The following is a 24313-nucleotide window of genomic DNA, read 5'->3' on the forward strand; positions in this document are numbered from 1 at the left end:
GGCCCGCACACCGGTGATTGGTGTGCGGGCCGCCGTCGTATCGCCGGAGCCGCTACTGCTCGGCCAGGCGCTTCAGGGCGCGGTCGACGCGGGCCAGGACCCGGTCGCGGCCGAGGACCTGGAGGGATTCGAACAGCGGGAGGCCGATCGTGCGGCCGGTGACGGCGACGCGGACCGGGGCCTGGGACTTGGAGAGCTTGAGGCCGTGGGCGGCGCCGGCGGCCTCGACCGCGGCCTTGAGCGCGTCGACGTTCCACTCGGCCCGGGAGAGTTCGTCGCGGGCGCTGGTGAGCACGTCGGCCGCGCCCGGCTTCATCGCCTTGGCCCAGGCCGCCTCGTCGTCGGCCGGCTCGGCCAGGAACAGGAAGTCGACGTACATCGGCACCTCGTCCAGCACCGTGATCCGGGTCTGCACCAGCGGCGCCACCTCGGCGAACACGGCCGGGTCGTACGCCTCCTTCGCCCACGGCGCCTTCGACCCGAGCAGCCACGGCTCGCAGGCCCGCACGAAGGCGTCCGCGTCCAGCGCGCGGATGTAGTCCGCGTTGAAGGAGGACAACTTCTTCACGTCGAAGAAGGCCGACGACTTGTTCACATCGCGCAGGTCGAACAGCTGCTCCAGCTCGGCGTACGGCCGGATCTCGATGTCGTCCTTGGGGCCCCACCCGAGCAGGAACAGGTAGTTCACCAGCGCGTCGGGCAGGTAGCCCTCGTCCAGGTAGGACTCGAGCGCCACCTTGTCCCGGCGCTTGGACAACTTCTGCCGCTTCTCGTTCACGATCACCGGCAGGTGCGCCCACTGCGGCGGGGTCGCGCCCAGCGCCTCCCACAGGAGCTGCTGCTTGGCCGCGTTGGACAGGTGCTCCTCGCCGCGGATCACCATGGTGATCTTCTGGTCGACGTCGTCGACCACGTTCGCCAGCAGGAACACCGCCGAGCCGTTGCCCCGGGCGATCACGAAGTCCTCGAGCGAGGCGTTCGGGAACTCGGTGACGCCGCGCACCAGGTCGGCCACCACCGTGACGCCCTCGTCCGGGGTACGAAAGCGCAGCGCGCGCCCGTCGCCCGCCGCCAGGCCGCGATCGCGGCAGAAGCCGTCGTAGCCCAGGTGCTTGGAGCCGGTCCGGGCCTCCAGGTCCTCGCGGGTGCAGTCGCAGTAGTACGCGCGGCCCGCCTCGAACAGCCGGACCGCCGACTCGCGGTGCAGCGTCGTGTTCCGCGACTGGAAGTAGGGGCCCTCGAAGGCCGGGTCGGCCGGGCTGATCCCGATCGCCGCGAGCGCGCTCAGGATGCCGTCGGTCCACTCCGGCCGGTTGCGCGCCTCGTCGGTGTCCTCGATCCGCAACACGAACACGCCGCCGGCCTTGTGCGCCACGGCCCAGTTGTACAGCGCGGAACGAGCGCCACCGACGTGGAACATGCCGGTGGGAGAGGGAGCGAAGCGAACACGAACCGAAGAGGCAGACATGTGCTCCAGGGTATCGGCCGCCCGGACCGGCCTCGGCCCGGTACGCCCCCGGCCCGTCGGCTCAGCGCATCGCCTCGGGTACGGGCATGTCCACCCAGACCGTCTTGCCCTGCTCCCGGTGCACGACCACGCCCCAGTCCAGCGTCAACCGGCGGATGATGTGCAGTCCGTGACCCCCCGGTCGCGTTCCGGAGTGCGGTGACCTCGGCTGCGGCGGCTCCTCACTGCGGTCGTCCACCTCGATCCGCAGCAACTCGCTGGTCCGCACGACCCGCAGCTCCACCGGGCCGCCCGCGTGCAGGCACGCGTTGGTGACCAACTCGACCGCGACGAGCAGCACGTCGTCGGAGGTCAGGAGCACCTGCTCGTCCTCGGAGCCGCTCCATCCGTACGCGTGGAGCGTGTTGCGGATGAACGTCCGCGACCGCGCCACCGCCCCCGCCGCACCCTCGAACGGAAGTCTCCGCACCTGACGAAGCGGTGGGGTGGAGAAACAGGCCTCCCCGTCGCCGGGCGCCTGCGATCGCATGGCGCACATCTATTGGCTCACCTCGCTCACGCTGCTCGCGGTGATAGTTGCCCGCATCCCGCTGGAGGACACCAGAAGTCACGGGCTACTCTCCGACCGCCTCTGCCAGGGTCTCGTGGAAAGTGAACCCCTGTACCGCACCGGTGATCTCGAATACCCGCGCAACGGCGGGTTGAACGCCCACGAGGTGCACCGCTCCGCCCGCGGCCTGCGCACGCAGTCGAGCGGCGAGGAACGCGTTCAACCCGGTCGAATCACAAAAGTCGAGCTCGGAGCAGTCGATCACCAAACGCACACTGCCCTGCTCGACACACTCGAACAGACGGTCCCGCACCGCGGCGGCGCTGTCCACATCGATCTCACCGGCGACCGTGACGATCGAAGAGGTGCCCTGGGTGTGCACGGACACCGTCAAGCCACCCTGCATGCCAGCCTCCTGCTGCCCTTTGCCCGCCGAAGTACTCCGGCCCGGGCACACGATAGACGACCGCCCCGCCCCGGTGGAGGTCGGACGCCGATCCACGCCCGCGCCGACCCGGGCGCGGAGCCGATCCGGCGGTGCGATCCGGGCCGCCGGGCATGCGCCGAGAGGCGGGTCCGGCTGCCCGGAACCCGCCCCTCGCCGTCGTACCGATCCGGCGTCAGCCCTTCGGCGGCTCGAACTTTTGCGTGCGCCGCATCCCGGCGGCGCGGCCCTTGGCCGAGATCACCAGGGCCATCTTGCGCGAGGCCTCGTCGATCATCTCGTCGCCGAGCATCGCGGCGCCCTTCATCCCGCCCTCGGCGGAGGTGCACCAGTCGTAGGCGTCGAGAATCATTTCGGCGTGGTCGTAGTCGGCCTGGGTGGGCTGGTACAGCTCGTTCGCGGCGTCGATCTGGCCGGGGTGCAGCACCCACTTGCCGTCGAAGCCCAGCGCGGCCGAGCGACCGGCCACCCGACGAAAGCCCTCGACGTCCTTGATCTGGAGGTAGGGGCCGTCGATCGCCTGGAGGTCGTTGGCCCGCGCGGCCATCAGGATGCGCATCAGGATGTAGTGGTACGCGTCGCCCGTGTCGTAGCCCGGCGGCTGCTCGCCGACCACCAGGGACTTCATGTTGATCGACGCCATGAAGTCGGCCGGGCCGAAGATGATCGTCTCCACGCGGGGCGACGCGGCGGCGATCTCGTCCACGTTGACCAGGCCGCGGGCGTTCTCGATCTGCGCCTCGATGCCGATCCGGCCGACCTCGAGGCCGACCGTCTTCTCGATCTGGGTGAGCAGCAGGTCCAGCGCCTTGACCTGGCCCGCGTCCTGCACCTTGGGCAGCATGATCGCGTCGAGGTTGGCTCCCGCGCCCTCGACCACGGTGACCACGTCGCGGTAGGTCCAGTGGGTGGTCCAGTCGTTGACCCGCACGACGCGGATCCGGTCCCCCCAGTCGCCGTTGTTCAGCGCGTCGACGATGGTGTGCCGCGCGCCCTCCTTCGCGAGCGGGGCGCAGGCGTCCTCCAGGTCGAGGAACACCTGGTCGACCGGGAGCCCCTGCGCCTTCTCGATGAAGCGCGGGTTGCTGCCGGGTACGGCCATACAGGAACGGCGGGAACGCAAGCTACGCGATGTGGCGGCCATGTCTCTGGTCCTCCCAGTGCTGCGGATCGTGCGGTCAGGTTACCGACGGGTCACCCGAAAGGGACTATGAGGTGGCGCACGTTCGGGGCCCGCGCGTTGTGGGACGCTGTGGCGCATGACGGACACCGACGGCACGCCCGAAGGCGCCCCGCCCGAGGCGGCGGCACCGCCCGCAGAAGCCGCACTGCTCGAAGAGGCCGCGAAGAAGTCCGGCCTCCTGTGGCTCACCGTCGCCCCCGCCCCGGCCCGCCCCGTCTGGCACGTGTGGCTCGACGGCGCCTCGTGGCTGGTGACCGCCCGCGAACCCGGCGCGGTGGAGCAGTTCGTGCCTGGCCTGACCGCCGCCGCGACCGTGTTGGTGGACGTGCGCAGCAAGGACAAGGGCGGCCGGTTGCCGGGCTGGACCGCTCGGGTCGCCGTGGTCGCGCCCGGCGACCCGAGCTACGAGCCGGCCGTACTCGCCCTGCACGCCGCCCGGTTGAACGCGCCCGACGGCGAGGAGCAGCCCGCGCGCTGGGCCCGGGAGTGCGACCTGGTCCGGCTCACCCCCACCGGGTCCGCCCGGGCGCTGCCCCACGACGCCGGCCGCGCGGTGCCGATCGGCTCACCCGCGGTGACCCGGGGCGCGTCCCCGCTCAACTGGTCGATCGGCCGGCTGCGCCGGCGCGCCTGAAGCCCGCGCCGACGGATCGAGCGCGACTCAGGAGAACAGCACCGGGTCGTTCCTCAGCCCCGTCGGCACCGGCGGCTTGGGCGTGCGCCCGATGTCGGGTCGGCGGGTGGCGCCCGACGAGCCCGTGGGGGGCGCGCCGGTCGACGGACGCCCGGTGGAGCCGCCGGTGGAGCCGTTGCTGCCGCTCGTCGAGCGCCCCGGCGTGGTCAGGTCCTTGTCCACCACTTCCTTGGGGTCCGGCGCGTGCAGGTCGACCCGCTCGCCGTAGGCGAGGAAGTCGAACGCGCCGGCCTGGCGCGCGTCGGCGGCGGACTCCATGCGCAGCAGATACGGAGCGCCCTCGGTGGCCACCCAGATGACGCCGCCCGCGCCCGGCGTGCGGTTCTCCAGGGCGATCGCCCGATGTCCGTTGACCTGCTTGACCGCGCCCTTCTCCAGCTTGCCCGGCTTGCCCATCAGCTTGGTGGTCAGCCGCTCGACGTAGGTGTTCTCGACGATGCCGCTGTACTTCTTGTCGCCGGAGGGCACCTGGACGAACTTGTCGTGGTTGGCCACCTCGGAGCCGGCGCCGTCGACCTTGGACCAGAACTTCGCGTCGCCCCGGAACCAGACCTGGTTCTGCAGCCGGGTGATGTACGCGGTCGTGTTGTCCTCGACGATCTGGCCCGCGCTGCCGGTGCTGGTGAAGCGCATGTCCACGCTGAACGGCTTGGCCGGCTTGCCCGCCGTGCCCGGGACGGCCAACTCCCCCTTCACGTGTACCGACTTGGCCGCGGCCGTCGCGGCCTGCGCCCGCTGCAGGATCGCCGCCGGGTCGAGCCCGTCCACCTGGTTGCCCAGCGGCGCGCCCGCCGTCGGCTCGTCCACCGGCGCCTGCCACGAGCGGTGCGCGGGCCGTCCCGGACTGCACCCGGCGACCAGCACCGTGACCGATACCGCCGCCGTCGCCACCACGAAGCCGCGTCGCACGTGATCCATCGCCTGGTTCCCTCGTCGTTCGATCTGTCGTAGGTTTCGCCGACCGCCTCGACGCCCGTCCGCGTCGTCGTGCTCCCGCGTCGTGCTCTCGGAAACGGTATCCCGGAGCCCGCGCGGCCGGGCTCAGTCGGTGCCCGGCACCGGCCCGCCGGGCTTGTCCGTGGGCTTGCCGGTCGGCTTGCCCGACGGGTCCTTGCCGTCGGTCAACGTGCCGTAGTCCAGCACCTCGTCGGCATGGGGCAGCACCAACGGGAAGTCCTGGTCGTACTCGAACAGTTCGAGCGCTCCGCCGCTCGGCGACGGAATGTACTTGAGCGGGTACGGCGTCCCGGTCAGCGCCACCCGCAACTCGCCGCCGCGCCCGCGGTCGGCCACCACCTTGAGCGTTTCGACGCCCCGCACCTTTTCCCGGCCGTCCTTCTTGAGTTTGCCGTTGAGCCGGATCAGATCGGTGATCATGTCCTGCATCCGGGTGAAGCCGGACAGTCGCGCGTAACTGGGGTCGGAGGCGGGCACCTTGACGAACTTGTCCCGCAACGCCTGCGCCGACTGCTCGACGTCCGCCCCGCCGCGCCCGTCCCGGCCCTGGTACAGCCGGGCGTCGCCGCGGACGTACAGATCCTGGCCGACGCGCAGCAGTTCGATGGTGCTGTCGGCGGTGACCACGGTGCCCACCCCGCCGTCGCGCTTGAGTCGCAGGTCGATCCTGAACTGCTGGGTCTGGATCTTCCACACCCCCTGCACGTGCACCGCTCCGGTCCCGGCCGCCGCCGCCTTGGCCTTGCCGGTGATGGCGTCCGCGGACTCCGAACCGAGCCCGGTGTCCGCCTTCGAACACGCCGTGCCGGCGAGGACGCAGGCGGTCAGGAGGGCGATCGTGGTCTTCGTCTGAGGCAAGCGCACGGGCGGCACTGTACTGAGCCGGGCGTGAGGTGTCGTGGTCGTGCCCACCTTCACCGGTAGCCTGGCCGACCGGGATGCCCCCGGCACGAGCGGGCACACACATCCGCGGCGCGGCACATCCGCGGCGGACATCGGCGACGGAGGGACCACGGCATGGGTGCGTCATCCGGGCGGGTGTTCATCTCGCACCTCGCGGGCGTGGCCGTGTTCGATCCCAACGGCGACCACGTCGGCCGGCTGCGCGACGTCGTCGTCATGCTGCGCACCGCCCAACTGCCCCCGCGTGTGCTCGGCCTGGTCGTCGAGGTGGCCACCCGACGCCGGATCTTCGTCCCGATGACCCGGGTGACCAGCGTGGAGACCGGTGAGGTGATCACCACCGGGCTGGTCAACATGCGCCGTTTCGAGCAACGCCCGAGCGAGACGCTGGTGCTCGCCGAGATGCTGGACCGGCGGGTGACGCTGGCCGAGAACGACGAGTCGGTCACCGTCCTGGACGTGGCGATGGCGCTCGGGCGCGGGCGCGACTGGCTGATCTCCAAGCTCTTCGTGCAAAAGGGCGGCACCTCGGCGCTGCGCCGCAGGCGCGGCGAGACGATCACCGTCGACTGGAACGCGGTGGTCGGCTTCGAGCGCCCCGAGGACCAGCAGGGCGCGGCCAACCTGCTCGCCACGTTCGAGCAGTTGCGTCCCGCCGACCTGGCCAACGTGCTGCACAACCTGTCCGCCAAGCGCCGTGCCGAGGTGGCCGCGGCGCTGGACGACGACCGGCTCGCCGACGTGCTGGAGGAGTTGCCCGAGGACGACCAGGTGGAGATCCTGGGCCAGCTCCAGGAGGAGCGCGCGGCCGACGTGCTGGAGGCGATGGACCCCGACGACGCGGCCGACCTGATCTCCGAGCTGCCCGAGGACACCGCGGAGCGCCTGCTGGGTCTGATGGAGCCGGAGGAGGCGGAGGACGTGCGCCGGCTGCTGACCTACGTCGAGGACACCGCCGGCGGCATGATGACCACCGAGCCGATCGTGCTGGAGCCGGGCGCGACCATCGCCGAGGCGCTGGCGCAGGTGCGCAACGCCGACCTGTCGCCGGCGCTGGCCAGCCAGGTCTACGTGTGCCGGCCGCCGACCGAGACGCCGACCGGCAAGTATCTGGGCACGGTGCACTTCCAGCGGCTGCTGCGCGATCCGCCGTTCACCCTGGTCGGCGCGGTCCTGGACACCGACCTGATGCCGCTGCGGCCGGACACCCCGCTCGCCGAGGTGACCAGCTTCCTGGCCGCCTACAACATGGTCGCCGCGCCCGTGGTGGACGAGGACGACCACCTGCTCGGCGCGGTCACCGTCGACGACGTGCTCGACCACCTGCTGCCCGAGGACTGGCGCGAGGGCGCGATACACGGAGACGGGGGTGTCCGCCGTGGCACGTGAGAGCACGAGCGCCGACAAGCGGCGTCGTCCGCGGCTGGATCAACCACGCGATCCGCGGCGGCGTCCGCTGCTGCCCGCGTACGACCCGGAGGCGTTCGGCCGGTTCTCCGAGCGGATCGCCCGCTTCCTGGGCACCGGCCGGTTCCTGGTCTACATGACCGCCACGGTGATCGTGTGGATCGGCTGGAACATCTTCGTGCCGCCGGCGCTGCGGTTCGACGAGTATCCGTTCATCTTCCTGACCCTGGCGCTGTCCCTCCAGGCGTCGTACGCGGCGCCGCTGATCCTGCTCGCGCAAAATCGCCAGGACGACCGGGACCGGGTCAACCTGGAGCAGGACCGGGCCCGCAACGAGCGCAACATCGCCGACACCGAGTACCTGACCCGCGAGGTCGCGGCGCTGCGGATCGCCCTCGGCGAGGTGGCCACGCGCGACTTCCTGCGCTCGGAACTGCAGTCCATGCTCAAGGAGTTGGACGAGCGTCGGGAGACGGACGGCTGGCTGATGGGCCGCGAGGTCACCGACGCGCACCTGGGTCGGGCGGCCCGCCCGCCGGAGTCCGAGTAGCCCGACCGTCTTATACAAATGTATTAGTCGCTCGTATAAGACATTCGTCTAGAACGGCGCTACCATCGGGTCATGGGACATCGCGAAGACCTGCTGGCCGGAGCCAAACGTTGCCTGTACGAGAAGGGCTACATGCGCACCACCGCGCGCGACATCGTCGCCGCGTCGGGGACCAACCTGGGCTCGATCGGATACCACTACGGATCCAAGGACGCGCTGATGCAGCAGGCGCTCCTGGAGTCGATCGAGGGGTGGGGCGACGAGTTGTCCGCCGCGCTGACCGAGGCGGTCGGCGCCGAGACCGTGCCGCTGGAGCGGTTCGAGGCGATCTGGGCGCGGGTGATCGACCTGATGGAGTCGCACCGGATGATGTGGGCGGCCAACTTCGAGGTCCTGGCCCACCTCGACGAGCTGCCGGAGATCCACAAGGTGCTCGGCGCGGCGCAGGACGCGGGGCGCAGCGGCCTCGCCTCGATCTTCCTCGGGGTGCCCGAGGAGGGCGACGAACACCTGACCCGCACGGTCGGATCGTTGTGTCAGGCGTTGTTGGTGGGCGTGGTCAGCCAGTGGATGTTCGCTCCGGACACCGCGCCCACCGGACGCGACCTCGCCGAGGGCATGCGCGTGCTCATGGGCGTGCCCTCGGCCGGCTGAACCACCCCGACGAGAGCACCACGTGGGCCAGGACCCCCGCGATCAACCCCCAGAACGCGGAGCCGATGCCCCCGATGGTCACCCCGGACGCCGTGGCCAGGAAGGTGATCAGCGCCGCCTCCCGGTGCTCGTCGTCGGCCATCGCGCCGGTCAGCCCGCTCGCCAGCGCGCCGAACAGCGCGACGCCCGCGACCGCGGCGACCAGTTCCTTGGGCAGGCCCGCGAACACCGCGACCAGGGTCGACCCGAACATCCCGACGACCAGGTAGAACACGCCACACGCGACCCCCGCGACATAACGCCTGCGGGGGTCGCGATGCGCCTCGGGCCCGGTACAGATCGCCGCGGTGATCGCGGCCAGGTTGATCGCGTGCGACCCGAACGGCGCGAGCAGCGTGGACACCGCGCCGGTGGAGCCGATCAGCACCCGGTCGTCGGGCCGGTAGCCGGAGGCCGCCAGCACCCCCATCCCGGGCGCGTTCTGCGAGGCGAGCGTGGCCACCAGGAGCGGCACGGTGATCCCGATCAGCGCGGGTACGGACAGGTGCGGCGTGGTCCACACCGGCCTGGCGATCTCGAACGAGTCCACGTGTACGTGCAACCGCGATCCCGCCGCCGCGCAGCCCACCCCGACCACGAGCGAGACCAGTACCGCGTAGCGCGGCACGAAGCGCTTGGCCACCAGGTAGCCGAGCAGGACCCCGCCGCCGATCCACGGCGCGGTGCGCACCGAGGTGAACACCCCGGTGCCGAACGAGAACAGGATCCCGGCGAGCATCGCGGACACCACCGCGCCGGGCACCTTGCGCATCAGGCGGCCGAACACGCCGGTCACCCCGATCACGGTGATCAGCACGCCGGTGACCACGAACGCGCCGATCGCCTCGGGATACGCGTACGAGCCCAGGCTGGTCACCAGGAGCGCGGCCCCCGGGGTGGACCACGCGGTGACGATCGGCATCCGGGTGTACAGGCTCAGGCCCAGGCAGGTCAGCCCGCTGCCGATGGACAGCGCCCACACCCACGAGCCGGTCCGCGCCGGGCTCAGCCCCGCGCCGGCCGCGGCGGACAGCACGATCACCAGCGGCCCCGAGTAGGAGACCAGCACCGCGATCAGGCCGGCGAGCACCGCCGAGAGGGAGGCGTCGCGCCAAAGGTTGGGCCGGCGCGCGGGCGCCGCGGCCTCGGCGCCCACATCGGTGTCCGTCGTGGTTCGGATGGTCACCGCGTGCCCGCCTCGTGGTCAGTCGTGGTCGTAGACGGTGACCGGGACACCGCGCCCGCTCAACCGTTCGAGGATGAGCGGCTCCACCCTGCCCCACGCGCCCCCGGCCAGACCACAGCCAATTCGCGGCATGTGGACCGACGCGCCGAGTTCGAGCGCCCGCTCGCCGAGGGTGCCCAGGGCCCGGTCGATCGCGTCGTAGCGCACCGGCGGGCCCTTGCTGCCGGTACGGGTGCCGTGTTGACCGATCAGGTTGGCCACCCACAGGTAGGTGTCCACCCGGACCAGCCGCACCGCGCCGAGCCCGAAGTCGTTGCCCGCCCGCTCGCGGTACCACCGCCGGTAGTCGGCCTCCGGCTCCGGCCACCGCCTGGACAGCGCGAGCACGAAGCCCCTGCCCCAGCCGCCCCGGTCGTTGCACACGTGCGCGATCACCTTGACGCCCTTGCCCAGCGGCGTGGTGGCATCACCCCGGACGTACCCGATCGTCTCCACCCCGGCACGGTAGCCGGCCGCACCGACGCGCCGGTATCGGTTTACGGACGGACGAAGGACACGCGCTACGCGAGCCCGAACAACCGCGCCGCGTTGTCGTGGCAGACCCCGCGCAGCCAGTCGTCGCCGAGGTCGACCCGGGTGAGCGCGGCGAGCGCGTCGGCGTAGCCGTAGGGGATGTTCGGAAAGTCGCTGCCCCACAGGATGCGATCCGCCGCGTCGAGCAGCCGGGGCCGGTCGGCCGGCGGGAACGGGGCGGCCTCCTCGACGAATTCGGTGAACGCCATCGTGGTGTCCAGGTGCACCCTCGGGTAGCGCGCCGCCAGGTCCAGGAACGCGCCGTACTCCGGCATCCCCATGTGCGCGACGATCAGCGCCAGCCGCGGATGCCGGGCCAGCACCCGGGCGATCGGCTCCGGCCCGGTGTGCGCCCCGGGCACCGGCCCGGACCCGCAGTGCGCGACCACCGGCACCCCGGCGTCGGCGAGCGTGCCCCACACGTCGTCCAGGAGCGGATCGGTCGGATCCCAGCCGCCGACCTGGACGTGCGCCTTGAACACCACCGCGCCCGCGTCGATCGCCTCGCGCACGTACTTGGCCGCGTCGGGTTCGGCGAAGAACGTCGCCGTATGCAGACAGTCGGGGGTGCGCGCGGCGAACTCGCGCGACCACGCGTTCAGCCACGCGGCCATCGCGGGCTTGTGCGGATACAACATCGAGGTGAACGCCGAGACGCCGAAGTCGCGCAGCGTGGCGACCCGCCCGTCCTCGTCCAGGCGGTAGGTGATCGGCCACGGCCGGCCGATCAGCGGACCGGCCGCGTCGAAGTACGCCCACACCTTGTCGAGCACCTGCTTGGGCATGAAGTGCGTGTGCACGTCGATCAGCGTCGCCAGGCCCAGGGCCCGGCGGAACCGCGCCACTCGCGTCCGCTCGGCCGATATCGTCACGCGGCACCTCCCCGTCGGTTCGCAGCCCCCGCTCCGGGCCCGGATCCCGATGCTCGCAAAGGATTCCGGCGCGAGGGTCGTAAGCTCACGGTATGGCTTCTGCAACCCTGCCCTCGGCGGACGACGTCCAGGATGCCCTGGCGACCGTCCAGGACCCCGAGATCCACCGGCCCATCACCGAACTGGGCATGGTCAAATCCGTCGACATCCTGGCCGACGGTCGGGTCGAGGTCGCGGTCTATCTGACGGTCAGCGGCTGTCCGATGCGCGAGACGATCATCAGCCGGGTGGAGACCGCCGTGGCCGCGCTGCCCGGGGTGACCTCGGTCGGCGTCGAACTCGACGTGATGAGCGACACGCAGCGCAAGGAGCTGGCAAACCGGTTGCGCGGCGGGCAGGCGGAGCGCGAGGTGCCGTTCGCCAAGCCCGGCTCGCTGACCCGGGTCTACGCGGTGGCCTCCGGCAAGGGCGGCGTCGGCAAGTCCTCGGTCACGGTGAACCTGGCCGCGGCGATGGTCGGACAGGGCCTGAAGGTCGGCGTGGTGGACGCGGACATCTACGGCCACTCGGTGCCGCGGATGCTGGGCGCCGAGGGCAAGCCCACCCAGGTCGAGAACATGATCATGCCGCCGTCGGCGCTGGGCGTGAAGGTCATCTCGATCGGCATGTTCACCCCCGGCAACGCGCCGGTGGTCTGGCGCGGGCCGATGTTGCACCGCGCGCTCCAGCAGTTCCTGGCCGACGTCTACTGGGGCGACCTCGACGTCCTGCTCCTGGACCTCCCGCCGGGCACCGGCGACATCGCCATCTCGGTCGCCCAGTTGGTGCCCAACGCGGAGATCCTGGTGGTGACCACGCCGCAGCAGGCCGCCGCCGAGGTCGCCGAGCGGGCCGGCACGATCGCGGTCGAGACCCGACAGACGATCGCCGGCGTGATCGAGAACATGGCCGGGCTGCCCTGCCCGCACTGCGGCGAGATGGTCGACGTGTTCGGCTCCGGCGGCGGACAGCGCGTCGCCGACGGCCTGTCCGCGGCCACCGGCACGAAGGTCCCGCTGCTCGGCTCGATCCCGATCGACACCCGGCTGCGCGAGGGCGGCGACACCGGCCGCCCGGTCGTCGTCGACGCGCCCGACTCGCCCGCCGCCGTCGCGCTCGGCGCGGTCGCGGCGAAGCTCGGCGGTCGCGAGCGCGGCCTCTCCGGCCTCCAACTCGGCCTGACCCCGCTGCGCAACTTCTGAGGCGTGCCGCGGCGGGCCCCGGCACCGGTCGGGGTCTCGGCGCGCCGATCCCGGGGACACGCCCGCCCGTCACGGCGCGGCCGTGACCCCGGGGCCGGCGCCGGGGCGCTCACGCGTCCGGCGTCGCGTAGGTACGCAGATCCACCGAGCGGGACAGGCCCAGGCCGTACGCGCTCGCGCCCCGGCCGTACACCCCCAGGTACACCCCGGCGCTCTCCCCCGCGAGCACCCAGCCGTACGCCGACTCCCGGTAGCGGAAACGCGCCGGCACCCCGTCGACCGGGATCGCCAGGTCCGTCCACCCCGGCCCGGGCAGATTGTCGGACAGGTCCCACGCGATGTTCGTCTGCTGATCCAGCCACTCCGCACGGGTCGCGCGGTCCAACTGCCACGGCCAACTGTCCGCGAGCAACGCCACCCCTGCGAGTGACGCCGCGCTCGCCTTCGACGTGGCCTCCATCTGTCCCGTGCCGTCGCCGGCCGGCCGCTTGGGCCGCTGCGGGACGGTCACCACGGACACGAACCGGCGGGGCGTGGGGTCACCGGGCCGGCGGCTGGGCAGGTCGCCGTGGCCCAGCGTGCCGTACTCGATCGTGCCCCGCCCCCGGCACACCGAGGACAACCAACGCCGCCCGTTCCAGCCCTCGTCCAGGCCGTACCAGGGAAAGTCCGAGCTCAGGTATTCCGCCAGCAGATCGGGCCTGCCGGCCCCTTCGGCGGGCAACGCCTCGCCCGCGTGGCTGATTGTGTCCATGCTCCGCCTCAGGTCCTCTCGCGCGGCGCGACGGCGCCGCGCCGGCTGCCTCGGTCTGCCATGTCGGGCGGCCACTCCCCCGAGCGATGCCGGGTGGACGAGCCGTGCGATACATGTATCCGCCGAGTCACCGACCACACACCGCCCGTGTACTCGGGCTCCATAGTGCCCGAACGCGCGGGTGCTTCAACGCCGTCCTCGGCGCCGATCGGCCCGAATCCGGGCCGCGGATCCCCGGGCGGGGACGGGAGGGGTCGACCCTCAGGTGGCGTCGGCGTCGTACGGCGGACGCTCGCCGGGCTCGACCCGGGCGGCGCCGCCGTTCTTGTGCAGCGAGGTCTTCGGCGCGGACGACTGCCCGGCCGACGGGCGGTGCGAGGTGTCGGGCACGTCCGGCTCGAAGAGGTTGCCGCTCGCCAGACCCTTGATGTCGTCGAAGTCCTTGCCGAGCGAGTCGCGCAACTCCCGGATGCCCAGATCGTCGTCGCCGTCGCCCATCAGGTTCTTGCGGACGAAGGTCTTCGGGTTCAGGTCCTCCAGGTGCATGTCCTGGAACTCCGGACCCAGTTCCTTCTTCAGGTCCGCGCGGGCCCCGGAGGAGAACTCGCGGAACTTGCGAATGGTGCGCGCCACGTCGCCGATCATCTTCGGCAGCTTCTCGGGACCGAAGATGACGATCGCGAGGATGACGAGCGCGACCATCTCGGGTGCACCGACGTCGAACACCTGGACTCCACGAGATTGCGCGAGGGGGTTCGGTCGGGTGACCGAACCCCCTCAGAGTAGTCGTCGACCCCCCGAACGGAAGGTCGCGGGCGGCACCGAACCGGTCGCTTGGCGCCTATTGGCAAAAGTTGTGATCACCCGGCCATGTGTACGTCATGTCCGGGTCATCCTGCTTGGCGGCCGGCCGGCCCCTCGGGGTCGGCCGGCCCCTCGGGTCAGCCCGCCTGGAGGGTCATGTCGACCGAGCGCTCCGCGCCGTCGCGCTCGATGGTGAGCTTGACCACGCCGCCCGGCGCCTTGGACCGGATCGCCACGATCAACTCGTTCGCGTCGTGCACCCGGCGGCCGTCGATCGCCTTGATCACGTCGCCCGGCTTGAGCCCGGCCTGCTCGGCGGGTCCGCCCGGACGCACCGGCGGCGTGCCCTTGACGTCCTCCGACGCGATCCGGGCGCCGTCGCCCGTGTAGGCGACGTCGAGCGAGACGCCGATCACCGGATGCGAGGCCTTGCCGGTGTCGATCAACTGCTGCGCGACCCGGCGCGCCTGGTTGATCGGGATCGCGAAGCCGAGGCCGATGCTGCCCGCCTCCTGCTGCGCCCCGAACGGATTGCCCTGGCCACCGCCGCCGGCCGAGCGGATCGCCGAGTTGATCCCGATCACCGAACCCGACGCGTCGATCAGCGGCCCGCCGGAGTTGCCGGGGTTGATCGGCGCGTCGGTCTGCAACGCGCTGATGTAGGAGACGTCGCTGCCGGAGGAGCCGGCGCTGACCGCGCGGTCCTTGGCGCTGATGATCCCGGAGGTGACGGTGCCCTCCAGGTTGAACGGCGCACCGATCGCGATCACCGGGTCGCCGACCTGTACGGCGTCGGAGTTGCCCAGCGGCAGCGGGTGCAGCCCCTGGACGCCGGACACCCGGATCACCGCGAGGTCGTAGCCGGCGTCCCGGCCGACCAGGGTCGCGGTGGTGCGCTGCCCGTCGTTGAACGTCACCGTGATCGTGCCGCCGGACGCGGCCGAGTCCACGACGTGGTTGTTGGTCAGGATGTCGCCGGCGGTGTCCAGCACGAAGCCGGTGCCGGTGGCCTCGCCGCGACCGGTCTTGGCGTGGATGTACACCACGCCGGGCAGCGTGCGATCCGCGAGGCCGGCGATGGTGTCCTTGCCCCGGGCCGGACCGCTCTGCGGCGGGTCGCCCAGGCGGATCCTGGTGTCGTGCCGATCGGCGATCCAGGCCCCGATGCCGCCGCCGATCAACCCGGCGACGAGCGCGAGCGCCGCGGCCCACACCACCAGCCGACGCCCGTAGCGCCGACCCAGGTCCTCGGTGGGCCCGCCCGCCCCGGTCATGTCACCGGGGACCGCATAGCCGTACGGCACGGCCTGATAGGGCGCGTAGCCGGTCTGCGGGGCGTACGAGGGGTACGGCCCGTAGGGCCCGTAGCCCGGATGCGCGAAGCCGGCCGGCACACCGTGGGCACCGGGCTGCCCGGGCTGCGCCGGATATCCCGGCCACTGCCCGGTCGGCTGCTGCGGGGGCGGCCCGGCGGGCGGCGGTTGCGGCGGCGGGGCGAACGGGTCGTAGCCGGGGTCGTCCGCGGCCGGCAACTCGGCGTTGCCGTGCACCACGGGCACCTCGGCGGTCACCGCGTCCCGGACATCGGGCGTCGGCACCCCGAACGCATCGGGCTCGGCGGCGGGATCGGCCGGCGGCGGCTCCTTGGCCAACGACGTCCGCGCGGGAAACGCGGCGGGCTCGGCATCGGCCGCGTGCGAGCCGCCGGGCGCGGCGAAGCCTTCGGTGGTCGCGCCCCGGTGTGCCGGCTCGGCGGCACCGTCGGCCGCGTCCGCGCGCCCCGGCTCGGCGCCCGTGTCCGCGGCCCGCGCGTCGTCCCCGGCGGAGTCCTCCACCGGCGACACCGGTCGGACCTCGGTGGGCGGCTCCTCGTCCGCCGCCCGGCCGGAAGCCGCGGGGCCCGCGGCCGCGCCGCCGGGGGTGTCCTCTCCGTGGTCCGTCGACACCCGCGGACCGCCGGGCGGGAAGGCCGCCGGCTCCGCGCCGGGGTCGTGCTCGGGTGCCGGTCCGGCCGGCGCGTCGTCGCCTCGCGGCGGCTCCGCTCCCCCACGGCCGTATGCGTCGCTCATCGTGTGCCTTCCTACCGCTCCCGGTGTGCCGGGGCATCCGCTGCTTCTCCGGCCCGGCCACAGTCTTGCGCGTGCCGCTCGCCGGCGTCCCGGCGGCAGCGGATACCCGTCACATCCCGCACGCGAACCCGCCCGAAAGCACCGCGCCCGCGCGGATCCGCGCGGGCGCCCCGGACCCGACGCATCGGCGCCCGGGACCGGGGATACGGGCCTGCGGCGCGGCAGCCGGACCCTGTCCAACGGATCCTGACGGGTCCGCCGGACTAGTGCCGGGCCTCGATCGTGGGGACCGGCACCGTCAGGGACGCCCCCGCGAGCACCGGCTCGGAGCGTTTGACCGACTTGCCCGCAGGCAGCGCGCTGGTGCTCGCGGCCTGCTCCACCAGGTAGCGCTCGACGGCCGGGGCCGCGGGTCGGCCCTCGGTGCCGCCGCTGGTCCCGCCCGGCACGAAGGCACTGCTCAGCGCGACGGCCATCATCGAGAACGCGCCGGCCGCCGCGAACGTCAGCCGACGCCGGCTCACCGGCGGGCGCACCCGCTCGGGCATGTTGCCGGGCCGGCCCGCCCGCGGGCCGGTCGACCGCGAACGTGCGCGGGTCGAGCCCGTCGGTCGCCCGGCGGCCGGGAACATGAATCGATCGCCGCCCGCGGGCGGCGCGGGCGGCTCCTCGGCGGATTCCCCGAGCGCGAACAACCGCGCCATCAGGTCCTCGGAGGGACCGGGCTGACGCGCGTTGCCGAGCAACTGCTTCACCTGGCGCTGCTCCTCGGCCTCCACGCGACAGTCCGCGCATTCGGCGAGGTGCGCCAGCACCTTCTCGCGGGCCTCATGGCCCAGTTCGCCGTCCACATAGGCGGCGAGCTTGTCCTCGGGGTGGTTCATGTGCCCACCTCGCATGCCCCACATCGGGTCGCGGCGCGCCCCAGCCGTGTGGCACTCACTACCCCCCTGCCCAAGCGGTCGCCGGGCTCACTGCTCACGGTCCCTCATCTCCGCACCGTGGTCCGGACCTCCGCAGCCGTCTCCTGGCCTGCCTTGTTCCGGGGAGCACGATGCCGCAGCGCCGCACGGAGCTGGGACCGGCCGCGGTGGATGCGGCTGCGCACGGTCCCGAGTTTCACTCCGAGCGTGGTGGCGATCTCCTCGTACGACAGGCCCTCGATGTCACACAGTACGACCGCGGCGCGGAACTCCGGCGCGAGCGCGTCCAGCGCCTGCTGCACGTCCGCGTCCAGGTGGGCGTCGTCGTATGCCTGCGCGGGCGAGAGCTCACGACCGGCGAGGCGTTCGCCCGCGTCGTCGCCCAGACCCTCGAAGCGGATGCGCTGACGGCGCCGCACCATGTCGAGGAAAAGGTTCGTGGTGATGCGGTGCAGCCAACCCTCGAACGTGCCGGGCGTGTAGCTCGACAACGATCGGAACACTCGGACGAACACCTCTTGGGTGATGTCGTCCGCGTCGTGCGGGTTGCCACTGAGGCGGTAGGCGAGCCGATACACCCGCGCGGAGTGGGTGCGGACGATGTCCTCCCACGTCGGCGGGACCCATTCGGCCTGGGCTGGGCTGCTGGTTGCGTTTGCGGCTTCGGCCACGTGATCCGGCATCGGCGACGGCTCGCGAGTACAGGATTGTTCCCCGCGACGGTCGACCACTGCCACACCTCCTCTTCCGAGTAGCGCAACCACCATAAGCGTCCTGCCTGTTAAGCCCGGATAAGGGCGCCGAGCCCCGGTCCGACCCAACCTCCGGTGCCGCGAGACCACGAGCCTCGTGTTCACCTGTCTTCCGTGGGGGCCAACGAACCACATCCATGCGGGGTTCCCGTGTCGGGCACTCGGGACCGGCTCGCCAGGGGCGGTCCGCGGCGGGAGCGGGCGATCGGGCGGCGCTCCCCGGGCGGCGGGAGGACTCCTCGGTAATACCCTTGCGCTCAGGTGGCCGACCCGTCCCGATCGCGAACGGGCGGCCGGGACAGAGGAGGAAGCCATTTCCGGCAATCGCCAGGCGAGCTGGGCGTTCGCGGAAGAGTACGTCGGCGAGGACGCCGTCCTCGCGGGCGCCCGCGCCCGCGCCCGGGAAGTCGGCGTGCTCCCGATAGGTCCCGGCGGCGGCGCCGCGCTGCGCTTCCTCGCCGCCGCGGTCGAGGCCAAGGCGGTCGCCGAGATCGGGACCGGGACCGGGGTGTCCGGCCTCTACCTGCTGCGCGGCATGCGCTCCGACGGGGTGCTCACCACCGTCGACGCCGACCCCGAGAACCAGCGGCTCGCCAAGGAGACGTTCACCGAGGCGGGTTTTCCCAGCGGGCGCGCCAGGTTCATTCCGGGCCGGGCCCTGGAGGTGCTGCCCCGGCTCGCCGACGGCGGCTACGACCTGGTGTTCTGCGACGGGGACAAGCTCGAATACCTGGACTACCTCGCCGAGGCGCTGCGGTTGTTGCGGCCCGGCGGCGTGGTCTGCTTCGACAACGCGCTGCTGCGCGACCGGGTGGCCGATCCGGCGCACCGCGACGCGGAGACCGCCGCCGTGCGCGACGTGTTGCGGGTGATCCGCGAGCACGAGTCGCTGGTGCCGGCACTGCTCCCGGTCGGCGACGGCCTGCTGTGCGCGGCCCGTCGGGGCTGAGCCCGACCGGCCCGACACGCGGCCCGACCGGGCACATGCCGACGGCCCCGGTACGAACATGAGTCTCCATGTCCGTGCCGGGGCCGTCGCATCACGACTTTCGTCGAGGGCGTCGCCCCAGGGGGTCAGCCCACGGCGTTCTTCAGCGCCTCGCTCAGGGCGCCGGCCTCATCGGCCGACAGCTCGACCACGAGCCGTCCACCGCCCTCAAGCGGAACGCGCATGACGATGCCCCGCCCTTCCTTGGTCACCTCGAGCGGGCCGTCGCCCGTCCGCGGCTTCATGGCCGCCATGCTCGTTCCCCTTCCTGCATATCGACGCACCGGTGCTCAAACCGGCCACCGGTCTTCGAGAGCATTGATCAGGGACCATTATCCCGCATCGAACGGTGGGGTGAGCAACATCGGGTCCCGTCGACCTCTCCGACCCCGTCCGTACGGCGCGGAATGGGATGGTCCGTCCCGGCTCGGAATTGCGGCTGACGGTCCGTCAGGGGCGGGACGGGGGCCGGATCCGGCTTCCGGCATGCTGTGCACATCCCACCTGCGGCGATGTATGTGATGTGGAGGCAAGTCATGACCGACAAGGCCGAGATTGTGCGGTACGACCTCGCCGACGGAGTCGCGACCGTCACGCTGAACCGGCCCGAGGCGATGAACTCGCTCGACGAGCCGACCAAGATCGCGTTGCGCGACGCGGTCCTGCGCGCCGCCGAGGATCCGGCCGTCCGGGCGGTGCTGTTGACCGGAAGCGGTCGGGCGTTTTGCGCCGGCCAGGACCTGAAGGCGCACATCCGACAGCTGGAGACCGGCCCCGACGCCACCTTCGCGACCGTACGCGAGCACTACAACCCGCTCGTGACGGCGCTGGCGACGATGGCCAAGCCGGTGATCGCGGCGGTCAACGGGGTCGCCGCCGGGGCCGGCGCGGCGATCGCCTGGGCCTGCGACTTCCGGATCATGGCGGACACGGCCGGCTTCAACACCGCCTTCGCGGGGGTCGCGCTGACCGCCGACTCGGGCGCGTCCTGGACGCTGCCGCGCCTGGTCGGCCAGGCCCGGGCGATCGAGCTGCTGATGCTGCCCCGCACGATCAAGGCCGCCGAGGCGCTGGAGCTGGGCCTGGCCCACCGGGTGGTCCCGGCCGAGGAGGTCCTCGACACCGCCCGCGATCTGGCCCACCGCCTGGCCGAGGGCCCGACCGTGGCCCTGGCGGCCCTGAAGGAATCGGTCGCCTACGGCGCCTCCCACTCCCTGGTCGACACCCTGGCCAAGGAGGACGAACTGCAACTGCGAGCGGGCTCCTCCGAGGACCACCGGATCGCGGTGGCCGCCTTCGTCGCCAAGGAGAAGCCCACCTTCCTCGGCCGCTGACCCCCCACCGCCCGGCGGGGCGCACGCGGCCCGCCGGGGTGGGCGGGGGCGGGTCAGCGGGAGACGCAGGTCCTGAGGTGGTCGTTGACCAGGCCGCAGGCCTGCATCATCGCGTAGGCCGTGGTCGGGCCGACGAAGCGGAAACCCTTGCGCTTGAGTTCCTTGGCCAGGGCGGTGGACTCGTCGGTGACCGCCGGGACGTCCGAGAGGGCCTCGGGGGCCTTCCGGCGGCCGGAAGGTGCGAAGGACCACACGAGGGCGTCCAGGCCCCCCTGGAGGGCCTGTGCCGCGTGTGCGTTGGCGATCGCGGCGTCGATCTTGGCCCGATTGCGGATGATGCCCTCGTCGGCGAGCAGCCGCGCGCGGTCCGTGTCGTCGAAGGCCGCCACGCGCGCGATGGAGAAGTCGGCGAAGGCGGCCCGGAAACCCTCGCGCCGACGCAGGATGGTCAACCACGACAGACCGGACTGGAACGCCTCCAGGCACAGCCGCTCGAACAGCCGGTCGTCACCGTGCACCGCGACGCCCCATTCGGTGTCGTGGTACTCCCGGTAGTCCTCGGGACCGGTGGCGCCCCACGGGCAGCGCGGCAGTCCGTCCGGCCCCGGGACCGGACCACCGACGACGGGGGCGGTGGCGGCGGTCACGACTTCGGGCCGCCCTTCGCCTCGTCGCCCCTGCTCGCCTCGTCGCCCTTCGGCTCGCCCTCGGCCTCGTCCTTCGCCTCGTCCGCAGCGGCCTCGGGCGCCGCCTCGGCGGCCGACGTGTCCGTGTTCGACCTCGGCGTCTCGTCCGGGCTCGACTCCGGCGTCTCGTCCGCGTCGGCGGCCGGTTCGACCCCCGGTTCGACGGCCTCGGCCTCGACCGGCGTCGAGCCCGCGGCCCCGGCCCGCTCCGGCTTCTCCAGCGACAGCGTGGTGCCCGATCCGCGCGGCGACGGCGCGTGCCCGCTCGCGCCGAACGCGCTCGCCCCGGCGGCGGCCACGCCCGGCATCGCCGACGCGACGCCGACCGGCGTGGTGCCGGCGATCTTGTACTCCAGTTCCAGGATGCGCGCGTCGCGCGCCGCGAGTTCGCCGGTCAGCCGATCCAGAACCAGGTCCACCTCGCTCATCCGGTAGCCCCGGAAGACCACCGGGAAGCGAATGTGGTCGACGTCGGCGCTCGTGAGCGGGCGGTCGCCGGGCATCCGCAGCTCGGGCTGTTCGCGGTAGGCGTCGGGAAGGGAGCCACCCGCCCCGAGCACGACCGCGGCGATGACGAGGACCACCCCGATCACCACGACAAGCTGGATCCAGAACACGGACGGCTCCCCTTCGACGGTGGTGCAGGCGCTGGAACGGTGTCGGCTCCGGGCCGTTTCGGGAAGCCCCCGGCTCGTCGCACGGGACGATCGTGCCACGATCAGGGGGTCAGGTGGCACGTGCAGGGTGTGGGCGGAGGTCGACGGGGTGACGACGCTGAGGCTGGGACGACGGGAGTTCGAGGGGGACGAGTTGGTGATCATGGCGATCATCAACCGGACACCGGACTCGTTTTTCGACAAGGGCGCGACGTTCGACGATCGACCGGCCCTGGACGCGGTCGCCCGCGCGATCGACGAGGGCGCGGGAATCGTGGACATCGGGGGCGTGAAGGCCGGTCCGGGGGCCGAGGTGGACGTCACGGAGGAGATCCGCCGGACGGTGGCCTTCGTGGCCGAGGTGCGCCGCCGCCACCCGGACGTGGTGATCAGCGTGGACACGTGGCGCCACGAGGTCGCCGAGGCGGTCTGCGACGCGGGCGCCGACCTGCTCAACGACGCCTGGGGCGGGGTGGATCCCAAGCTGGCCGAGGTGGCCGCGAAGTTCGACGCGGGCATCGTGTGCACGCACGCCGGCCGGGCGCGGCCGCGCACCCGGCCGCACCGGATCGGCTACGTCGACGTGATGGCCGACATCCTGGACGTCACGGTGGGCCTGGCCGAGCGCGCGGCGAGGCTCGGCGTACGCCGGGACGCGATCCTGATCGACCCGGGGCACGACTTCGGCAAGAACACCCGGCACTCGTTGGAGGCCACCCGCCGGCTCGGCGAGATGGTCGACACCGGGTGGCCGGTCCTGGTCTCGCTGTCCAACAAGGACTTCGTCGGCGAGACGCTGGACAAGCCGGTGAACGAGCGGCTGCTGGGCACCTTGGCCACCACCGCGGTCAGCGCGTGGCTCGGGGCCCGGGTGTACCGCGCGCACCAGGTGGCGGAGACCCGCGAGGTGCTCGACATGGTGTCCTCGATCCACGGCACCCGGCAGCCCGCCGTGGCCCGTCGCGCCCTGGCCTGACGGGCCCGGGGCGGGTCTTCGAGCCCCCGATCGAAGACCCCGCCCCCAGCGCGTCTTCAACCCCCGGAGAACGCCTTTCGGCGCCCGCCCCCACCGCGAAGGTGGGCGCGGACGCCGAAAAGTGGGCTTCGACGACGGCGGCGGCCGGCGACTCGGTGCCTCAGCAGCGCTTCCAGGGGCCCTGGATGGCGTACATGGTGCCCGGGGTCTGCACGTTCGCGAACAGCGTGCGGCCGTCCTCGGAGAAGACCGGGCCGGTGAACTCGCTGTCGCCGTCCACGTCGTTGCGGGCGACCGGGTAGGTCTTGCCGTCGTCGGTCGCGCCGAGCAGGTGCTGCACGCCCTCGCCGTCCTCGGCGATGATCACGCCGCCGTGCGGCGACACGCTGATGTTGTCCGGGCCGTCGAACGGACCGTCCACGTCCGGCGTGGTGTTGACGCCGAAGCGCAGCTTCAGGGTCAGCCGCGCGCGGCGCGGGTCGTAGAACCAGATCTGCCCGTCGTGCGGGGTGCCCGGGCTCTCCTTGCGGGCGAAGCTGGTGACCACGTACGCGCCGCCGTCGCCCCACCAGATGCCCTCGATCTTGCGACCGCGGGTGATGTCGGTGTTCTGGAACTGCTTGCGGATCGAGGTGGTGCGCGCGTCGCGCTCCGGCACGGCCACCCAGTTCACCGCGTAGGTGGTGCCCACCTCGGTCGCCCGGGAGAGGTCGTCCACGTGCTTGCCGCTCGCGTCCACGCAGCGCATCGCCGCGAGGGTGCCCGCGTCGTCGGCCAGCTTGCGCAGCCGGCCGCGCCCGCCGTCCCAGTGGCGCGGCGGCTCCCAGCGGTAGAGCAGTCCGTTCGGGTTGCTCGCGTCCTCGGTCAGGTACAGGTGGCCGCGGCGCGGGTCCACCGCGACCGCCTCGTGGGCGAACCGGCCGAGCGCCTTGATCGGCTTCGGGTCGCGGTTGGCGCGGCGGTCGTAGGGGTCGACCTCGAAGACGTAGCCGTGGTCCTTGGTGGCGGTGCCCTGACCGGCCAGCTGCTCGGTCTCCTCGCAGGTCAGCCAGGTGTCCCAGGGGGTCACCCCGCCCGCGCAGTTGGTCGCGGTGCCGGCCACGCCGACGTACTCGCGGATGCGCCTGCCGTAACGGTTCACCTCGACCACCGTGCAGCCGCCGGGCAGGCCCTCGTCGTAGACCAGGCCCGCGAGGTGCGGCACCGGCAGCGGGGTGTCCTTGAGCGAACCGCCGAGCTCGTGGTTGTTCACCAGGACGGTGCCGCCGCCGCGCAGCTTGAACGCGCCGGTGCCGTCGTGGTTGCTCGGGGTGGCCTCGCCCGACTCCAGCTTGGTGACACCGGCCTCGGTGACTATCTGGTACGAGAAACCCTTGGGCAGCGCCAGGCGCCCGGCGGGGTCGTCCACCAGCGGGCCGTAGCCGACCTGGGCCGGCGGGCGGCGGTCGCCGGGGCGGGACGAGGCCGAGGCGTTCGGCGCCAGCAGCATGCCGGTGCTGCCGATGAGGGCGACACCGGCACCGGTGGTGGCGGTGCGACCGAGGAAACCCCTACGGGACAGCGACATCTGGTTTTCTCCTGTGACAGGCGGGAGATATCGGGACGCCCCTACGCTTTCGCCCGTCGGTGTCGTCCGAGTGAACACGACG

26 protein-coding genes are annotated in these 24313 nt (G+C 72.2%); 8 read left to right on the plus strand and 18 right to left on the minus strand.

The annotated features are described in order from the left end of the window. Positions 1–52 precede the first annotated feature (52 nt). The 4 genes from gltX to ACFRCG_RS40800 form a co-directional block, all read right to left on the minus strand. On the minus strand, positions 53–1420 hold the full coding sequence (gene gltX / locus ACFRCG_RS40785) for a glutamate--tRNA ligase (protein WP_380041164.1): 1368 nt from the start codon (positions 1418–1420) through the stop codon (positions 53–55). 109 nt (positions 1421–1529) lie between these two features. Further along, entirely contained in the window at positions 1530–1901 is a 372-nt protein-coding gene (locus ACFRCG_RS40790; RefSeq protein ID WP_380041102.1) for an ATP-binding protein, read from the minus strand. 181 nt (positions 1902–2082) lie between these two features. Then, entirely contained in the window at positions 2083–2424 is a 342-nt protein-coding gene (locus ACFRCG_RS40795) for an STAS domain-containing protein (protein WP_379999804.1), read from the minus strand. 214 nt (positions 2425–2638) lie between these two features. Then, the gene (locus ACFRCG_RS40800; protein WP_380041104.1) at positions 2639–3607 is read right to left on the minus strand and encodes an HpcH/HpaI aldolase/citrate lyase family protein; all 969 of its coding nucleotides are present in this window, start codon (positions 3605–3607) and stop codon (positions 2639–2641) included. Between the two features lie 115 nt (positions 3608–3722). Between ACFRCG_RS40800 and ACFRCG_RS40805 the strand changes: the two genes are divergently transcribed. Further along, positions 3723–4280, plus strand: a complete 558-nt coding sequence (locus ACFRCG_RS40805) for a hypothetical protein (RefSeq protein WP_380041106.1) — start codon at positions 3723–3725, stop codon at positions 4278–4280. Positions 4281–4307: 27 nt separating this feature from the next. On the opposite strand, the gene ACFRCG_RS40810 is transcribed toward ACFRCG_RS40805, so the two are convergent. Then, positions 4308–5258, minus strand: a complete 951-nt coding sequence (locus tag ACFRCG_RS40810) for a hypothetical protein (RefSeq protein WP_380041108.1) — start codon at positions 5256–5258, stop codon at positions 4308–4310. Positions 5259–5381: 123 nt separating this feature from the next. After that, positions 5382–6161: a hypothetical protein gene (locus ACFRCG_RS40815; RefSeq protein ID WP_380041110.1), complete on the minus strand. Its 780-nt coding sequence runs from the start codon at positions 6159–6161 to the stop codon at positions 5382–5384. A gap of 153 nt (positions 6162–6314) precedes the next feature. Between ACFRCG_RS40815 and ACFRCG_RS40820 the strand changes: the two genes are divergently transcribed. From ACFRCG_RS40820 to ACFRCG_RS40830, 3 genes are all read left to right on the plus strand, one after another. After that, on the plus strand, positions 6315–7589 hold the full coding sequence (locus ACFRCG_RS40820) for a magnesium transporter MgtE N-terminal domain-containing protein (RefSeq protein WP_379999795.1): 1275 nt from the start codon (positions 6315–6317) through the stop codon (positions 7587–7589). Beyond that, a complete protein-coding gene (locus ACFRCG_RS40825) occupies positions 7579–8157 on the plus strand; it encodes a DUF1003 domain-containing protein (RefSeq protein WP_380041112.1) in 579 nt (192 codons plus the stop codon). Before ACFRCG_RS40820 ends, ACFRCG_RS40825 begins: the two co-directional genes overlap by 11 nt. A 72-nt stretch (positions 8158–8229) precedes the next feature. Further along, a complete protein-coding gene (locus tag ACFRCG_RS40830; RefSeq protein WP_380041114.1) occupies positions 8230–8811 on the plus strand; it encodes a TetR/AcrR family transcriptional regulator in 582 nt (193 codons plus the stop codon). Here the strand turns inward: ACFRCG_RS40830 and ACFRCG_RS40835 are convergent. The 3 genes from ACFRCG_RS40835 to ACFRCG_RS40845 all read right to left on the minus strand — a co-directional run bounded on the left by ACFRCG_RS40835 (position 8786) and on the right by ACFRCG_RS40845 (position 11475). After that, on the minus strand, positions 8786–10036 hold the full coding sequence (locus ACFRCG_RS40835) for a benzoate/H(+) symporter BenE family transporter (protein ID WP_380041116.1): 1251 nt from the start codon (positions 10034–10036) through the stop codon (positions 8786–8788). The genes ACFRCG_RS40830 and ACFRCG_RS40835 overlap by 26 nt on opposite strands. A gap of 18 nt (positions 10037–10054) precedes the next feature. Beyond that, positions 10055–10531 (minus strand): macro domain-containing protein, encoded by a 477-nt coding sequence (locus tag ACFRCG_RS40840; RefSeq protein ID WP_380041118.1) that lies wholly within the window; start codon positions 10529–10531, stop codon positions 10055–10057. 65 nt (positions 10532–10596) lie between these two features. Then, positions 10597–11475, minus strand: a complete 879-nt coding sequence (locus ACFRCG_RS40845) for an amidohydrolase family protein (RefSeq protein WP_380041166.1) — start codon at positions 11473–11475, stop codon at positions 10597–10599. Positions 11476–11573: 98 nt separating this feature from the next. Here ACFRCG_RS40845 and ACFRCG_RS40850 point away from each other — a divergent pair, with 98 nt between their 5' ends. Continuing rightward, entirely contained in the window at positions 11574–12722 is a 1149-nt protein-coding gene (locus ACFRCG_RS40850; protein ID WP_380041120.1) for an Mrp/NBP35 family ATP-binding protein, read from the plus strand. Positions 12723–12831: 109 nt separating this feature from the next. Here ACFRCG_RS40850 and ACFRCG_RS40855 read toward each other — a convergent pair whose 3' ends face one another. The 5 genes from ACFRCG_RS40855 to sigE form a co-directional block, all read right to left on the minus strand. Beyond that, positions 12832–13476, minus strand: coding sequence for a hypothetical protein (locus ACFRCG_RS40855; protein ID WP_379999780.1), 645 nt, complete (start codon positions 13474–13476; stop codon positions 12832–12834). Positions 13477–13737: 261 nt separating this feature from the next. Then, a complete protein-coding gene (locus tag ACFRCG_RS40860; protein WP_380000034.1) occupies positions 13738–14178 on the minus strand; it encodes a Sec-independent protein translocase subunit TatB in 441 nt (146 codons plus the stop codon). A 239-nt stretch (positions 14179–14417) separates the two neighbouring features. Further along, complete coding sequence (locus tag ACFRCG_RS40865; RefSeq protein ID WP_380041122.1) at positions 14418–16349, minus strand: S1C family serine protease; 1932 nt, start codon at positions 16347–16349, stop codon at positions 14418–14420. Between the two features lie 263 nt (positions 16350–16612). Continuing rightward, positions 16613–17233 (minus strand): anti-sigma factor family protein, encoded by a 621-nt coding sequence (locus tag ACFRCG_RS40870; RefSeq protein ID WP_380041124.1) that lies wholly within the window; start codon positions 17231–17233, stop codon positions 16613–16615. 104 nt (positions 17234–17337) lie between these two features. Then, positions 17338–17955, minus strand: coding sequence for an RNA polymerase sigma factor SigE (sigE, locus tag ACFRCG_RS40875; protein WP_101897113.1), 618 nt, complete (start codon positions 17953–17955; stop codon positions 17338–17340). 382 nt (positions 17956–18337) lie between these two features. On the opposite strand from sigE, the gene ACFRCG_RS40880 reads away from it, so the two are divergent. Continuing rightward, positions 18338–18973: an O-methyltransferase gene (locus ACFRCG_RS40880; RefSeq protein WP_078979442.1), complete on the plus strand. Its 636-nt coding sequence runs from the start codon at positions 18338–18340 to the stop codon at positions 18971–18973. A 125-nt stretch (positions 18974–19098) separates the two neighbouring features. Here ACFRCG_RS40880 and ACFRCG_RS40885 read toward each other — a convergent pair whose 3' ends face one another. Further along, entirely contained in the window at positions 19099–19266 is a 168-nt protein-coding gene (locus tag ACFRCG_RS40885) for a DUF3117 domain-containing protein (protein ID WP_078976897.1), read from the minus strand. A 282-nt stretch (positions 19267–19548) separates the two neighbouring features. Here ACFRCG_RS40885 and ACFRCG_RS40890 point away from each other — a divergent pair, with 282 nt between their 5' ends. Next, entirely contained in the window at positions 19549–20346 is a 798-nt protein-coding gene (locus ACFRCG_RS40890; RefSeq protein WP_380041126.1) for an enoyl-CoA hydratase/isomerase family protein, read from the plus strand. 53 nt (positions 20347–20399) lie between these two features. Here the strand turns inward: ACFRCG_RS40890 and ACFRCG_RS40895 are convergent, their stop codons facing one another. Further along, positions 20400–20993, minus strand: coding sequence for a DNA-3-methyladenine glycosylase I (locus tag ACFRCG_RS40895; RefSeq protein ID WP_380041128.1), 594 nt, complete (start codon positions 20991–20993; stop codon positions 20400–20402). After that, positions 20990–21649, minus strand: a complete 660-nt coding sequence (locus ACFRCG_RS40900; RefSeq protein ID WP_380041130.1) for a DivIVA domain-containing protein — start codon at positions 21647–21649, stop codon at positions 20990–20992. The genes ACFRCG_RS40895 and ACFRCG_RS40900 overlap by 4 nt, the downstream gene beginning before the upstream one ends. Before the next feature lie 202 nt (positions 21650–21851). Here ACFRCG_RS40900 and folP point away from each other — a divergent pair, with 202 nt between their 5' ends. Further along, on the plus strand, positions 21852–22664 hold the full coding sequence (gene folP, locus ACFRCG_RS40905) for a dihydropteroate synthase (RefSeq protein WP_380041168.1): 813 nt from the start codon (positions 21852–21854) through the stop codon (positions 22662–22664). Between the two features lie 160 nt (positions 22665–22824). Here folP and ACFRCG_RS40910 read toward each other — a convergent pair whose 3' ends face one another. Next, positions 22825–24231, minus strand: coding sequence for an alkaline phosphatase PhoX (locus ACFRCG_RS40910; protein ID WP_380041132.1), 1407 nt, complete (start codon positions 24229–24231; stop codon positions 22825–22827). Positions 24232–24313: the final 82 nt, after the last annotated feature.

This window comes from Embleya sp. NPDC056575 (genome assembly GCF_042793325.1).
In the GTDB taxonomy this organism is placed as follows: Bacteria; Actinomycetota; Actinomycetes; order Streptomycetales; family Streptomycetaceae; genus Embleya.

Bases quoted from the DNA above. Each gene is read 5' to 3' on its own strand.
- gltX (WP_380041164.1), bottom strand. From the start codon at position 1,420: ATGTTCCACGTCGGTGGCGCTCGTTCCGCGCTGTACAACTGGGCCGTG.
- ACFRCG_RS40795 (WP_379999804.1), bottom strand. From the start codon at position 2,424: ATGCAGGGTGGCTTGACGGTGTCCGTGCACACCCAGGGCACCTCTTCG.
- ACFRCG_RS40800 (WP_380041104.1), bottom strand. From the start codon at position 3,607: ATGGCCGCCACATCGCGTAGCTTGCGTTCCCGCCGTTCCTGTATGGCC.
- ACFRCG_RS40805 (WP_380041106.1), top strand. From the start codon at position 3,723: ATGACGGACACCGACGGCACGCCCGAAGGCGCCCCGCCCGAGGCGGCG.
- ACFRCG_RS40810 (WP_380041108.1), bottom strand. From the start codon at position 5,258: ATGGATCACGTGCGACGCGGCTTCGTGGTGGCGACGGCGGCGGTATCG.
- ACFRCG_RS40820 (WP_379999795.1), top strand. From the start codon at position 6,315: ATGGGTGCGTCATCCGGGCGGGTGTTCATCTCGCACCTCGCGGGCGTG.
- ACFRCG_RS40830 (WP_380041114.1), top strand. From the start codon at position 8,230: ATGGGACATCGCGAAGACCTGCTGGCCGGAGCCAAACGTTGCCTGTAC.
- ACFRCG_RS40850 (WP_380041120.1), top strand. From the start codon at position 11,574: ATGGCTTCTGCAACCCTGCCCTCGGCGGACGACGTCCAGGATGCCCTG.
- ACFRCG_RS40855 (WP_379999780.1), bottom strand. From the start codon at position 13,476: ATGGACACAATCAGCCACGCGGGCGAGGCGTTGCCCGCCGAAGGGGCC.
- ACFRCG_RS40860 (WP_380000034.1), bottom strand. From the start codon at position 14,178: ATGGTCGCGCTCGTCATCCTCGCGATCGTCATCTTCGGTCCCGAGAAG.
- ACFRCG_RS40865 (WP_380041122.1), bottom strand. From the start codon at position 16,349: ATGAGCGACGCATACGGCCGTGGGGGAGCGGAGCCGCCGCGAGGCGAC.
- ACFRCG_RS40870 (WP_380041124.1), bottom strand. From the start codon at position 17,233: ATGAACCACCCCGAGGACAAGCTCGCCGCCTATGTGGACGGCGAACTG.
- sigE (WP_101897113.1), bottom strand. From the start codon at position 17,955: ATGCCGGATCACGTGGCCGAAGCCGCAAACGCAACCAGCAGCCCAGCC.
- ACFRCG_RS40885 (WP_078976897.1), bottom strand. From the start codon at position 19,266: ATGGCGGCCATGAAGCCGCGGACGGGCGACGGCCCGCTCGAGGTGACC.
- ACFRCG_RS40890 (WP_380041126.1), top strand. From the start codon at position 19,549: ATGACCGACAAGGCCGAGATTGTGCGGTACGACCTCGCCGACGGAGTC.
- folP (WP_380041168.1), top strand. From the start codon at position 21,852: ATGGCGATCATCAACCGGACACCGGACTCGTTTTTCGACAAGGGCGCG.
- ACFRCG_RS40910 (WP_380041132.1), bottom strand. From the start codon at position 24,231: ATGTCGCTGTCCCGTAGGGGTTTCCTCGGTCGCACCGCCACCACCGGT.